Origin of the sequence: Ruminococcus flavefaciens 007c (assembly GCF_000571935.1) — a bacterium.
Lineage (GTDB): Bacteria > Bacillota > Clostridia > Oscillospirales > Ruminococcaceae > Ruminococcus > Ruminococcus flavefaciens_F.
This window is the reverse complement of sequence record NZ_ATAX01000022.1, coordinates 1-12,351: the sequence shown is the minus strand read 5'-3', so window position 1 is coordinate 12,351 and position 12,351 is coordinate 1. Positions and strand designations below refer to the sequence as shown.

General features: G+C 43.6%; 13 protein-coding genes. 2 read left to right on the top strand and 11 right to left on the bottom strand.

Features of this window, described 5'->3' with window-relative positions; translation table 11 throughout:
* Nucleotides 1–48 precede the first annotated feature (48 nt).
* The 4 genes from RF007C_RS06505 to RF007C_RS06490 are packed head-to-tail and all read right to left on the bottom strand — an operon-like array spanning nucleotide 49 to nucleotide 3,606.
* Nucleotides 49–777 carry a hypothetical protein gene (locus RF007C_RS06505; protein ID WP_037298432.1) on the bottom strand — a complete coding sequence of 243 codons (729 nt, stop codon included), beginning with the start codon at nucleotides 775–777 and terminating at the stop codon, nucleotides 49–51.
* Complete coding sequence (locus tag RF007C_RS06500; protein WP_037298429.1) at nucleotides 774–1,286, bottom strand: hypothetical protein; 513 nt, start codon at nucleotides 1,284–1,286, stop codon at nucleotides 774–776. The genes RF007C_RS06505 and RF007C_RS06500 overlap by 4 nt, the downstream gene beginning before the upstream one ends.
* A 20-nt stretch (nucleotides 1,287–1,306) precedes the next feature.
* A complete protein-coding gene (locus RF007C_RS06495) occupies nucleotides 1,307–1,588 on the bottom strand; it encodes a hypothetical protein (RefSeq protein ID WP_037298426.1) in 282 nt (93 codons plus the stop codon).
* Nucleotides 1,585–3,606: a DNA topoisomerase 3 gene (locus tag RF007C_RS06490; protein ID WP_037298423.1), complete on the bottom strand. Its 2,022-nt coding sequence runs from the start codon at nucleotides 3,604–3,606 to the stop codon at nucleotides 1,585–1,587. Before RF007C_RS06490 ends, RF007C_RS06495 begins: the two co-directional genes overlap by 4 nt.
* Nucleotides 3,607–3,953: 347 nt before the next feature.
* On the opposite strand from RF007C_RS06490, the gene RF007C_RS16415 reads away from it, so the two are divergent.
* Together RF007C_RS16415 and RF007C_RS06480 are read left to right on the top strand one after the other, a co-directional pair.
* Entirely contained in the window at nucleotides 3,954–4,835 is an 882-nt protein-coding gene (locus RF007C_RS16415) for a helix-turn-helix domain-containing protein (RefSeq protein ID WP_051456567.1), read from the top strand.
* 11 nt (nucleotides 4,836–4,846) lie between these two features.
* Nucleotides 4,847–5,452, top strand: a complete 606-nt coding sequence (locus tag RF007C_RS06480; protein ID WP_037298420.1) for a hypothetical protein — start codon at nucleotides 4,847–4,849, stop codon at nucleotides 5,450–5,452.
* A 2-nt stretch (nucleotides 5,453–5,454) separates the two neighbouring features.
* Here the strand turns inward: RF007C_RS06480 and RF007C_RS06475 are convergent, their stop codons facing one another.
* The 7 genes from RF007C_RS06475 to RF007C_RS06445 all read right to left on the bottom strand — a co-directional run bounded on the left by RF007C_RS06475 (nucleotide 5,455) and on the right by RF007C_RS06445 (nucleotide 12,312).
* On the bottom strand, nucleotides 5,455–6,006 hold the full coding sequence (locus tag RF007C_RS06475; protein ID WP_051456566.1) for a hypothetical protein: 552 nt from the start codon (nucleotides 6,004–6,006) through the stop codon (nucleotides 5,455–5,457).
* Nucleotides 6,007–6,026: 20 nt separating this feature from the next.
* Nucleotides 6,027–6,875 (bottom strand): fibronectin type III domain-containing protein, encoded by an 849-nt coding sequence (locus RF007C_RS18020; RefSeq protein WP_152537155.1) that lies wholly within the window; start codon nucleotides 6,873–6,875, stop codon nucleotides 6,027–6,029.
* The gene (locus RF007C_RS06465) at nucleotides 6,868–7,941 is read right to left on the bottom strand and encodes a DNA cytosine methyltransferase (RefSeq protein WP_037298417.1); all 1,074 of its coding nucleotides are present in this window, start codon (nucleotides 7,939–7,941) and stop codon (nucleotides 6,868–6,870) included. The genes RF007C_RS18020 and RF007C_RS06465 overlap by 8 nt, the downstream gene beginning before the upstream one ends.
* A 107-nt stretch (nucleotides 7,942–8,048) precedes the next feature.
* Nucleotides 8,049–8,321 carry a hypothetical protein gene (locus RF007C_RS06460; RefSeq protein ID WP_037298412.1) on the bottom strand — a complete coding sequence of 91 codons (273 nt, stop codon included), beginning with the start codon at nucleotides 8,319–8,321 and terminating at the stop codon, nucleotides 8,049–8,051.
* A gap of 18 nt (nucleotides 8,322–8,339) precedes the next feature.
* Nucleotides 8,340–9,203, bottom strand: a complete 864-nt coding sequence (locus tag RF007C_RS06455) for a CD1107 family mobile element protein (protein ID WP_037298409.1) — start codon at nucleotides 9,201–9,203, stop codon at nucleotides 8,340–8,342.
* Nucleotides 9,184–9,513, bottom strand: coding sequence for a hypothetical protein (locus RF007C_RS06450; RefSeq protein WP_037298406.1), 330 nt, complete (start codon nucleotides 9,511–9,513; stop codon nucleotides 9,184–9,186). Before RF007C_RS06450 ends, RF007C_RS06455 begins: the two co-directional genes overlap by 20 nt.
* Nucleotides 9,514–9,525: 12 nt before the next feature.
* Nucleotides 9,526–12,312, bottom strand: coding sequence for a hypothetical protein (locus tag RF007C_RS06445; protein WP_037298403.1), 2,787 nt, complete (start codon nucleotides 12,310–12,312; stop codon nucleotides 9,526–9,528).
* Between the last annotated feature and the right edge of the window lie 39 nt (nucleotides 12,313–12,351).

Genomic DNA, 12,351 nt, shown 5'->3' with positions numbered 1-12,351 from the left:
CGGTTGTGATTGCTGCTACGGCAGCGGAGGTAATGATAATAAACTTCTTCATGGTCTTTTAGTCCTTTCTCTTTCATCACGCTGGGGAATACGCTTGCTTTCTGCCTGTTTACGGCGAAGCTCCTCAGCGTTTTTTCTTCTCATTTCTCTTGTGATGTATGCGGTTCTGGCGGTTTCATTTGCCATTTGTTCTGCCTTCATACGATGATCCTCAGCATTTCTGATAACGCTCATCTGATGAGCGGCATCGTCAAGTTCCACCTTTTCACGCTTTTCGGGAGTATTGTTTGCCTGATAGTCCCTGCGTTCATGTTCCTGCATATCTGATAAGGTTCTTACGTTTACCGTGAGAATACGGTCAAGCTCTCGCTGTATCGTATAGGTGTCGCACAGCCAAAAGTCAACATACGTCTTGCAAAGCATTTCCTGCAAATCCACAGGTCTTGCTTTCAGCGTACCGACAGGAGTATTCAGCACATCTGCCACCTCAGAAAGAAGTATCAGATAGCCGTTATCGTCCTTTTTCTCTCTGATTTCACGCAGGAGAGCTTCATAGTCTCCTGATGAAACCTTTGCGATGATTTCTTCGACTTCTTCTTTGTATCTGCCGTCATAGGTAAGCACTATCTCGCTGTCACCGAATCGAGCTGAAAAAGGAATACCGCTTTTATCGAGGGCAATAACAATGTCGCTTGCTTTCGTTGTCTCAAATCTTGCAAACTCCTTGTTGCTTATAGTGCCGACATCGACACCGCTGATATATGGGAAATCTGTCATGTGGAGATCATCTCCCTGATATTGTCGATAAGCTCTGCATTGGTGCTGTCCTTTTCATACTCCATTGCGTATGCACCGCAGATATTTTCCTGAACACGGCGAGGGAGCATCCTCAGCTCACGCACAGGAACACCGATCAGCTTTGCAACATAGGAAAGCTCGGAAACTCCGAGAGACTTATTCACAAGATCATAGAAACGTGCAGTCTGTGAGCTGTCCATCATATACTCATAGACGATAGACTGCTGAGTTTCATAGTCAAGACTGCGGAGCGTAGTAATAGTGATGCCTGTTGACTTTGCGACTTCATCAAGCCCGATATATACCGAACCTTTCTGCCACAGGGTATCAAGGGCTTCAAAGACAGCCTTTTTGTCCTCATCGTTCTTGACGGCGGTAGTTTCAAAAACTTCTGTCATACTGTTCTTGATCTCATCGTCCATAGCGGAAATACTGTCCTCAGATACTCCGAGGATTCTTGCGACTTCCGCAAGCTGTTTATTAGTCATTGTTAATCACCTCATTGTCATTATTTTCTTGCAACTGAGTTTTCAAGCAGGATATGAAAAATATCCTGATATTCACTTCTGTATAGTCTTGCGTAGCCCTGGCTGTCGGTGTATTTAGAAACTTTTGCTTTTACACGCGCATCACGCTCTGCCATACATTTGTAGTTATAGCGATCTTCCTCTGATAAGTCTGCCTGATTTGCACAGGAAATAGAAAAATCTCTGTTTTTATCTATCTCCTTGATAAGCTGATCAAGCCAACCACCGGAAACATCTATCCTTATAAAATTAGGATCACTCATTTCTTATCACTCTCCGTTTTCCATTGGTAATACATCTTTCCGTTATAGGGATTCTCTGCAAACTCAGGGCGAACGATAGTCTTTCTGCCCTTAGTGGTATAGGACGTTGATTTGCCCTCCAAAAGCCCCTTAATCTGAGTATCTGAGAGCTGAACTCCGTACACCTTTGCTATATTCATACCACATTTGCCTTTGCAGTAATATCCGAACTTTCCCTTGATAACGTCAGAACCGCATTTCGGACATTTGCCGCCAGGATCGTGAGTACCGTCAGAAAGAGAAACGGACTTATCGACAAGGCTGTACATTTCACACATCTGAACCACAAACTGTTGAATACCTGACATGAACACCGATTCAGGCAGACAGCCGTGTTCTATCTGCTGTAATCTCGACTCCCATTCAGCCGTAAGTCTTGCCGACTTCACCTCATCGGGAACAACAGTTATAAGCTCTCTGCCTTTATCCGTAGAACGGAGCTTTTTGCCGTCACGCTCCACATATCCGTTTTTGACAAGAGCTTCAATAGTGGCAGCTCTTGTTGCAGGAGTGCCTAAGCCTTTCTTTTCGGCTTCTTCATCATATTCATCGTTTCCTGCACGTTCCATAGCCGATAACAGCGTATCTTCCGTGTAGGATTTCGGCGGACTTGTGAAGTGTTCACTCTTGCTTGCAGATACTATAAAAGCCTGTCCCTCAGATACCGCAGGCAGAGCCTTTTCGTCAGGCTTATCCTTATCGGTCTGTTTGATATAGCGTTTCCACCCCATATCAAGAATCGTGCGCCCCGAAGCTGTAAACTCAGTACCATTGCATAGAGCTGTCAGCCTTATAGCCTCATACTTGTGTGCTGGAGCTGTTGCACAGATAAGTTTCGTGGCGATAAGAGTGAGAATATTTCTCTCCCCTGCCGGTATGGAGGCGGCATCTGTTGAAGCAATTTTGCTTGTGGGGATAATGGCGTGATGTCCTGATACTTTAGCATTATTGATGATCTTGCTTATATCAGGAGTATGGGAGATACCAAACCCGAAACGACTATCGCAGAGCCTGATCACATCGAAAGCCGTCTGTGCCATATCATTGCTGAGGTACTGGCTGTCGGTACGGGGATATGTAACGAGCTTGCCCTCATAGAGCGACTGCGTATAGTCAAGTGTCTGCTGGGCAGTATAGCCGAATGCCTTGTTTGCTTCTCTTTGGAGCGTAGTCAGGTCATAGAGTTTCGGTGCTTTTTCGGTCTTGACTTCACACTTGACCGATGAAATAACGACCGATTTGCTGTTACAAGCAGAAACAAGCGTATCAGCGACAGCTTCATCATCTATTCTCGCAGAAGAAAGAATGAAGTCACCGCAGTTCAGGTCAGCGGTATAATATTTCTGTTTCACAAAGCCGTCTACCTCGGCATCACGCTGAACGATCATTGCGAGGGTAGGAGTCTGAACTCTGCCGATATTGAGCTTACTGCCGTATCGAACGGAAAACAGTCTTGAACCGTTCATTCCTACAAGCCAGTCAGCTCTCGCCCTGGCGAAGCCTGCATTGTACAGGCAGTCATAAGCGGACATAGGCTTCATATTGTTAAGAGCCGTGCGGATAGCAGACTCTTCAAGAGAAGAAACCCATAAACGCTTGACGGGTTTATTGCACCGAGCCATATTATAGACATAGCGAAAAATACATTCACCCTCACGGTCAGCATCGGTAGCACAGATGATCTCTGATACATCAGCTCTGTTCATAAGGCTTTTCAGGAGATTGAACTGTCCTTTGGTCTTATCAGTCACGGTAAACTGCCACTTGTCGGGAATCATAGGGAGTTGCGAAAAGCTCCACTTCTGGTCCCAGCCGTTACCGTAATCATTCGGGAACTTCAGCCCCACCAAATGACCGACACACCACGATACAATGTAGCCGTTACCCTCGATATATCCTTTCTGGACCTTATCAGCACCGACTACGGTACTGATTGCTTTTCCGACATTCGGCTTTTCTCCGATGATTAAAATTGACATTTATAAAATCCTTTCAAGAAACTATTGATAAATGCTAACTGTTATGATATACTTCTATTAAAGACCAAGTTGGCTTTTAAATCGTACTTGGTGTTTGAAACAACGATTTTAATAGAATTCTAAGCAATGCACAATATCACCCACACACAATTCACTTGGTAAAAGTGAATAAGTGAATTCATCATTTTTGTTTTTCGCATACTTAACAAGAAAAAATTATTCTTAATCTTAGTTTTCATTCTTTGTTTTCTGTGTTAGTATTACAGTGTCGCTGATAGTAAAGTGACCAAAATTTCAAATAACGAAAAGGAGAGTATCACTATATTCATAGTGATCATGTAAATGCAATGAAAAAATTCAGTGAGTATTTAAAAGAAAAAAGAATAGCAGCCAATCTCACTCAGGACAAATTATCAGAATTGATTGGCGTTTCTCTGAACTCAGTACAGAGCTGGGAATCAGGAAAGTACAAGCCCAAAAAATCTAAACTATCTGATCTTGCAAATCATCTTGGGATAGATGCCGATGAACTTGAAACAGTATTTAATGATGATGGGGAGGATTTTTCTAATTTCCCATTCTTCATGTATACCGATGAACAGAATGAAATAATCAGCCAGTTAAGACTTACGCCTGAACAGAAAGAATTCATGATGCTTATTAGAATCTATAATTCAAATAACTGGGATAGATTAAGGAACAAGTCACTTGAATGGCACTCTGACATAATGGGTGCATTAAGAAAAATTCCTTATAAATATACAGAAGAAAAAGGAGTATACAAGGTTTATGATTTTGGTCAGCATCTGAGCAAGTTTCTAAGATATGTTCCTGCATCCTTTTGTTTTGAAATGATCAGGAATAGTCCTGATACAGTCTTTGATATAAGAACACTTGATAAGAAAGATATTTTTAATTGGATGAACCTCTTGACATTCGGAGAATCAAATTACTCAATTCCATATGATTACAACAGACAGAAACCATCATATTATAGCTATCAGGTTCAGTTTGTTCGTAATTTCCAAGAAGTTAGTAAGAAACTGAATGATTGGGAATACCGCAATCGTAAACAGGAACTCTCATATAATCAATCGTATAATCAGTATTCGTCAACGCCTAAAATCAAATTAACAGAAGAAGTGTTTGACGATGAAAATTACACAATCACAACCAAACTTTCGCAAGCTGGTGTTCTGTTCAAAGAATGGTGCAGCGACTTAACATAAGGAGATAAAAAATGAGTAATCTCAAACGATTAGATAGAGATTTTTATCGCTCAATCAAAAATATGAGCAATGAAGAAATGGCTGCTTTCCTTGACAGGCAGGCTAAATTAGCTGTTGAGGATTATAAAAAAGAACATGATCTTTCAATTCAAACCGATGAAAAAGGTAAATATATCGGTATGAGCAGAGATCTATTTAAGATAATCCATAGTGAATTGATACAACAGGTTCAAACTATTGAGTATAATCTGAAAATAATCTATTCTAAGGTTCAGCCGGGTGATTTTTGCGATAATTATGAAAGCATAGAGAAATTGAACCTTGGCAGGATTATTGCTGAATTGAAGAAAATAGGGAATGAAGCTGATTACCTGACACTCACAGAAGAAGATTACAGATTACTTGATGAAATACGTGAAATACGCAATTACTGGTGTCATCAGTGTTATATTGATTTTGGCTATATTCCAAATAATGATGAACGTGAAGCTAAATTTCAGGAGATTGCAGAAAAGCTTCATTTTGATGAGCCACGAACATGGAAACTCTCTCGGAAAATAGAGAATATCAGATTATACGTTGTAAAAAAATATGATAAGAAAAAATCGCATAGATGATTTTAAAGCAGATCCTCAAGTGTCATGTTCCTGATGAAGACCTTTCTGCTGTATCGTTCATCTCTTGAAGAAACGTAGCAAGCTGTTTCAAGAACATTAAGGATATGTTCGGCTTCCTCAAATGAAATCTCAAGCTCATCTCTTAGCTTCTTATTTGAAATGCGGCTATACTTGATTATGAAGAAAACCGACATGAAAAGAGTTTTTATCGGAATTCCCTCCGAATCGAGGTTGCGAAGTCTGGTATAGAAATGATCACCATTATCACAGTTCTCATCATAGCCTTCAGTCAGGAACTTATCGTATTCATTCAGCCAGTAATCTTCACAAGGTGCTGGTGCAATACAGCCGTCATCAGGTTCGACCATGTTGTCATATAAGTTATATCCTTCTTCATCATCGTCAAAGTCGTATTCGTCTTCATCGTCATCATACTTCTGACGGAAACGCTCATTGACCTCGCCGTTGCTCTCACCGAGCTTATATGCTGCGTAGGCAATACCGCCCACAGCACCGATACCGATAATACCCTTGATGATCTTCTTGATTTTCATAATCATTTTCCTCCATGATTTTAGTATTCTACGGGATCGCCGTAGTTGATTTTCTTGATAGATTTGATGTTAGCTCCGAGGTCAAGACCGTTCCAGTTGTAGTAACCCCATGAGCCTGAGAAAGCTACGCAGGACGGTAAATTGTAATCATCGTAGATAAACTCCACGATACACTTACCGCTGCCGCCGAAGTTGTGATACTTGCCCTCGCCATCATCAGCAAAGCCCTTGCTGTCGCAGATTTTTGTAGTAAACTGTGTGCCGTTTTCAAGTTCAATCAAAAATCTGTCATGACAGTAGCCGTACCATACGCCCATAGCACAGCAATAATCGCCGTACTCATCACGGCGTATTCCTGTGTTTGTAATGGTATCAACTGTCGAACCGTATATAGCCCCTGAGCTGGGCATTGCCGTCAAGCCCGAAGCTCTTTCACCTGCAAAGCAGTTAGTCCAGCCGTCCTCATACGGAAATTCGTAGATCACTTCTACCGTTTCCGTTTTGCCGTCAGCACTTGAAGTTTTTACGGTATATACGTCCTTTTCATCATCTGAAAGAACAGGTTCTACCGTCACAGTATATTCTGTATTCTCACGCAGCCCTGTTATGTAGCATAGTTCATTGGATTTGAACTCGAAATACATATTATCCGCATAAGCGTAATCATCATGAGCGGTACAGGTAACATAATAATCACGGTCAGGCTGGGAATCCCAAGTGACTTTCAGGCAGGAAACGGAGATAGTCGATACATTCAGGTTATCCGCTGTCAGCTCGATAGGCTCAGGTTCGGATGACACTCCCGAAAACTCCATGATGAAACCCATGACCAAACTCAGAGCTTTCTTCTGAAATTCAGGATCAAACATCTTGCAGCTCCTCTCTGTTAAGCCCTCTCAGGATGTGAGCAATCACATCAACTGTCCAACCGTTACCGATACACTTGTATCGCTGTGTATTGGAAATGCCTGCGGTATAGTTATCGGGAAGAGTCTGCAAACGCTCAGCTTCAATGGGCGTGAGCTTTCGGATAACATAGTCACCGTCGGGCAGATCTATCTTATACAGACCAGTTTTTGCACCCTGACCGCCGCCGTTAGCCGATAATGTTACCGATTTTCCGATGACGGAATATATTCGCTGTCCCTGTCCGCCATTACCATAATGACCGACACGGACGGGAGTTGCGACCGCAGTCGTACCACCGTTGAAGCCCGGATTTTTGATGATTGTTGCTTCGCCGTATTTGTGATAGCCTGCCATAACAGTTCGGGACTTGTCCGTACCCTGGTATGTATTGATTGGAATAGGTTCAGCAACCATTGTCCGCTGTTTGCGTTCAAGGGTGTTATACAGAACTGCTCCGTCATAGGATGCAGTCATACAGTAGGACTTGTCCTGCCACGCAACACCGCTTTCAAGCACATCTTTAAGCAGAATACCTTTATCATCGGGAAAAGAAGTAAAGGGAATGTTCGTCCAGTAACAGCGTTTACGGTTCTGAGCCGATACAAGCGACGAGTTGATCATTATCGGTTCTACACCGAGAGCCTTGCTTATTTCGTCCTTGATACGCTGATGAACGGAGTAGTTGTTTTCATAGAGAAAATACTTACAGCCCGATTCCTCCAAAGCTCTCACATACTCCTTAAAAAGCCTGAAGCCTTCACCATTGCTGTCAGTTTCTCTGTCCTTTTTGGCGATTGACCAGTAAGTACAGGGCGAACCGCCGAGAAGCAGATCATATCCCATGAACTGCGTGAAATCGCCGTCATATACATTCCCGTGATGAACGATTACGGGGAAATTACGCTTTGAGACCGTGACAGCGTACTTGTCGATCTCAAAGGCATCATAGCACTCTACGGGAATGCCTGCCCGTAAAAGAGCAAGCATACCGCAGGAGATACCGTCAAATAAACTAAGTACCTTCATTTAAGACAAATTCTCTCTTTCTCATTGTCTCATGTTGTTTTTCTCTTTTATCTGTGTTGTCTCTATTCTGTTGTCTTTAACTTTGACTCCAGTGGGGTCAAAGTTGATTATGCTTCGTAGTAGTCCTCACAAAGCTCATCGTAATTCTGCTGAAGCTCGTCATACTCCTCACAGAGCTTGTCATACTTCTCCTGAATTACAGTCTTTTCGTGTGCGAAGCTCTCGCAGGCAGTAAGTCCACCGATGAAGTTTCCGGCTTCAAAGCCACGGATAAACCACTTCTTTCTCACACCCTCGACAGCCTTAGCAGAAATGCCTGCAAGTCCTGCGACACCTGCGACGGCTGCCATACATACACCGATCTTCTTCATCTTTCCCATTCTGTTGTCCTCTCTTTCTTATTCATCGTCTTTCTCATCGTTGAAGGCGTAGTCGGGGAAATCATCTTCCTCAACGAACTCGTTATCTTCATCGTAGTCGGGTTCAGATACCGATGCCGACTTACTGCTGTTCTTCTTTTTGGTAAGGAAGAAGCCTGCGGCACCTACACCGATAAGAGCGATAGCACCAAAGACGAGCATCATACTGTTTTTGCTCACAGGTGCAGGCTTCGGCTGATTTGCATTATCAGCGTTTTCTTCGCTGTTATCAGCGGAATCGGCTGTTTCACCGTCAGTAATACTTCCTGTCACTCTGCCGTTGGCGTTCTCAGCAGCCTGATGTGCGCTTTCGGGAGTGATCTTGCTGTCCTTGTCATCGCCTGCATAAAGAAGGGCATAGAGGTCGTAATCGTCAACTTTGTTTAAGAAGTACACATTATCTTCGCCGTTCTTTGCTGTATAGTTGATAAGCACATAGAACACATGACCGTCCTTAGTGGTCACAGCGATAAACTGCATCTCCTCAGTGTTGTAGATGATCTGCTCTGACTTGATAAGGGTAGCGTTGCCGTTGGTATCGTAGTAATCATCGCCGTAGTAATTCGGCTGGACATCAGTTGTACCTGTTTCCGCAAGCTCGCTCATGACTTCACGGAATTTCTCCATATCATTTGCGCTTTCCGTTGTTACAGAGCTTTCGTCCGCAGGTTCGGATACTGTTGTTTCCGTAGTCTCTGCCGAGCTGTCATCGCTGACCTCAGTTGTTTCTGCTGGTTCCTCTCCGGCAGAAACCTTTTCCGCTGCCGAAGCGGTAATACTGCTGACACTTGCTGTTGCGAGCATAAATGCTGCAAGCATAGCACTAAGCATTTTCGTTTTCATCATCGTCCTCCTCAGAATAAAATTTTATTTGATCTACATATTCACCGTTATTATCGCTTCTGCCGAGATTGTCAATGTCTTTATCGGTCATACCACGGTCTTTCATTTTCTGTATCTGATCGTGTTCCTTAGCGAGTACGGTAACTAACTCCTCTCCGTCGCAGTTCAGCTTATCGCAGAGCTGGAGGTAACGCAGCTTGGTGATTTCGGAGAGAAGTCGCTTGCGTTCCTCAGTTTCACGCTTGATGTTCTTTTCAAGCTGTTCAGCTCTTTTACTGAATCTCTCGATTTTTGCATCATATAGAGCCATTCAGTACCTCCATTAATACAGCACTAATCGGGGATCAATATAGTCCCAACCGTAGCCGTCCGTATCTATATAAATGTGGAAATTCACATTTCCTGCTGTTGTTTTGGCGAACTCCTGTCCGTCATTTATCGTATCGCCCTCAGAGAAACCACTCAGGAGCGTTGCATTTGCAATTGTGACCTCTGTATCACGCTTAGTACCGCCCGTACCGTCATACCAATACTCCACATCGTCCTTGCGTATCGTTATTTTCTGGTCCGTAGTGTTTACATCGGTTATTTTGCACTTGAACGGAGCTTTGAGCTTATCACCGTTAGTACAGAAAACCTTGATACCCTGATACAGACCGTCACTGCTGGTGTTCCAACCCGTCATTTCATAACCAAACTCACGTTTGAGGTCATAGGTACGGATAGTAGCACCCGGAAGAAGATTATGCAAAGTCTGATGATTGCCGAAGAGTGTTCCAGTTCCTGATTCATTTCCTGCAAGGAGAGCATAATACTGTAAGCGTTCATCGCTGTGAGACATACCGCCAAGCTTTTCAGCAACTACCTCATCAAAGGTCTTGTTCTGCTTGACGTTATAATAGAGCTTGCACTCGGTTTTCCATTGATATTTCTGATAGTACCCATACAGGCATATATCGTTCAGAGTATCATTCCAGATATGCGTATCTGTCGGAGATACCAAGAACCAGGCATCATTGCCGTCCCAACCCCAAAAACTTCGGTCATGACGATCTGAACCGTGCATGAAAAAGAATGTATGTGTGTCGTTGTCGATGTAATAGAAAGGCTCGCTGGAACCTGAATACCAACGGTGATCCATAACAAAGAATCCCGTTTCCTTATAGCTGTTATTAGGATCAAGGACACGGTAACCGTCGGTTATGCAGATGTAGCCGTCACCGTCCTCATACTGAGAAAGCTCAGATGTAATAGCCTGCGGTTTGAAGCGGTATCTGTACGGCTGTCCGTCATAGATGTAGGCATCTTTTTCGGCTGTGTAATACGAACCTGTTGAAGCATTACCGCCGCCCCAGTAGTTGTATGGGGAAAGTTCCTCCCAGCGTGACTGATTATCATACCAGTAAACGAACTCATATTCAGCGTTGAATATTTCCTCAAGGAGATCTTCCGTATCACCGTCAAACTCCCAGTAGTAAATATCATCGTTATCGGCATCGAAATCATAGTAGTATGCACACAGGAAAGACCACAGCTTGTAGCAGTCATAGTCATACACAGGATCAAAGTCATATACCGAGGAACGTCCCCAAACCCATTCATCAGGCGTATCGGTAAGATCGCCCGAATTAGCTCCGAAGCCCACAAGACCGTTCTTCCATTCCGAAGAATCACCGACCTTGCGTATCTTCTGATTGAGGTTATAGGCAAGTTCCGTATAGTATTTCTCAGCTTCACTCAGGTCATAGTCCTGTGCTGCGTATGTGCCAAGCGTAAAACCGCTGTGAGAAGAAGTAGCCGAGAATATCATGGTAATGATACCGAACACAAGAAGTATCACGATAACAGGTATCGCCATAGTTGCAAAGAACTTCTTTACTTCTTTTTCATAGACATTCTTAACGAACTTCCAAGCAGCTTTCAGAGCCGCCGAGATCGTATCTTTGGCTTTTTTGCTCTTTTTCGGCTTCAGTTTCTTCTTACGCTTCTTGTAGCTGTCGTGCTTATCTTTCAGCCTGCTTTCCTGTTTGCTCAGGCGGTTATTGGACTTTGACTTCTTATCGTTCAGGCTGTCACGCTTTTTCTCATGTTTCTGCAAACGCTGAGGCTTGCTGACTTTATCCCTGACAGGTTCGGCAATACGGCGTTTTGCAGAGTCGATAGCATGAACAAAATCATTGTCCTGATCTTCATTGACCGCCTTCTGCCAAGCAGATGCTTTCATTCGTCCTGCGGTATATGCGGCAGGCTTCAGAGCAAGCAGTCCTGGACTGGCTTTCTTTACTATCTTCTTCTGATTTTTATATTCCTTTACACGGAGCTTATTTTCGGTTATGAGTTGTTTACGCTCAAATTTCAGCTCACGCTTTGTCTGCTTGTACGCCTGCAAACGGCGTTTGTTCATAGCCCTGCGGAACGGATTGCTCCTGTCGCTTACTTTCCTTGACCTGTACTGAGTTTTTGCACTACGCAGATCGGCGGCATTTGCACAGAGCTTCGGGCGGTATGTTTTTGCCTTAAACAGCTTGTTATCAGCCTTTTGAAACTGTAACTTAGCTTTTTCGAGCTTGTACTGTTTCTTTGTTTTCAGGTGTTTTCTTACGCCCTTAACTGCATCGGCAGTAGTCCGCCCCATGAGGAATACGCCACGATGATAATCGTCCACCGCTTCACGGGTGTACTTCTGTTTCAGAGTATTCCGCACTTCACGCAGGGCAACATCTGCACCTTTCAGTCCGACAGTTTCCGCAGCGAGTGCAGTATCTACCGCCGTTCTGCCTGCATCATGGACAGTAAAGTTTACCGCACGGGCATTAGCTCTGAAAACCTTGCCTTTTAACGACTTAGGCTGCCATGATTTAAGCGTTTTTGTTACTGACGGGACATCACCGTGAACACGGTATTTCAGGTTGACAGTCTTATGAAGCAGTCCACGGTTATTTCCGTGAAACTGCTTATAATCACGGACGATATGAGGACGGGTACGGAATCGACCACGGCTGTTCTGTTCACGCCGAAAGTCTATCTGAAACTCCTTTGTCCTCTTGTTTACCCGATCAAAACGTTCTTTAGCTCTGCGGAGGTTATTCTCTTTTCTTTGTAAGCTCATAGATCCTCCATTCTGCACGGTTTACGCACTCTCTGTCGG

Excerpts from the sequence above, each read along its gene's own strand:
- RF007C_RS06505 (WP_037298432.1), bottom strand. The coding sequence starts at position 777 with ATGACAGATTTCCCATATATCAGCGGTGTCGATGTCGGCACTATAAGC.
- RF007C_RS06500 (WP_037298429.1), bottom strand. The coding sequence starts at position 1,286 with ATGACTAATAAACAGCTTGCGGAAGTCGCAAGAATCCTCGGAGTATCT.
- RF007C_RS06495 (WP_037298426.1), bottom strand. The coding sequence starts at position 1,588 with ATGAGTGATCCTAATTTTATAAGGATAGATGTTTCCGGTGGTTGGCTT.
- RF007C_RS06490 (WP_037298423.1), bottom strand. The coding sequence starts at position 3,606 with ATGTCAATTTTAATCATCGGAGAAAAGCCGAATGTCGGAAAAGCAATC.
- RF007C_RS16415 (WP_051456567.1), top strand. The coding sequence starts at position 3,954 with ATGAAAAAATTCAGTGAGTATTTAAAAGAAAAAAGAATAGCAGCCAAT.
- RF007C_RS06480 (WP_037298420.1), top strand. The coding sequence starts at position 4,847 with ATGAGTAATCTCAAACGATTAGATAGAGATTTTTATCGCTCAATCAAA.
- RF007C_RS06475 (WP_051456566.1), bottom strand. The coding sequence starts at position 6,006 with ATGAAAATCAAGAAGATCATCAAGGGTATTATCGGTATCGGTGCTGTG.
- RF007C_RS18020 (WP_152537155.1), bottom strand. The coding sequence starts at position 6,875 with ATGTTTGATCCTGAATTTCAGAAGAAAGCTCTGAGTTTGGTCATGGGT.
- RF007C_RS06465 (WP_037298417.1), bottom strand. The coding sequence starts at position 7,941 with ATGAAGGTACTTAGTTTATTTGACGGTATCTCCTGCGGTATGCTTGCT.
- RF007C_RS06460 (WP_037298412.1), bottom strand. The coding sequence starts at position 8,321 with ATGGGAAAGATGAAGAAGATCGGTGTATGTATGGCAGCCGTCGCAGGT.
- RF007C_RS06455 (WP_037298409.1), bottom strand. The coding sequence starts at position 9,203 with ATGAAAACGAAAATGCTTAGTGCTATGCTTGCAGCATTTATGCTCGCA.
- RF007C_RS06450 (WP_037298406.1), bottom strand. The coding sequence starts at position 9,513 with ATGGCTCTATATGATGCAAAAATCGAGAGATTCAGTAAAAGAGCTGAA.
- RF007C_RS06445 (WP_037298403.1), bottom strand. The coding sequence starts at position 12,312 with ATGAGCTTACAAAGAAAAGAGAATAACCTCCGCAGAGCTAAAGAACGT.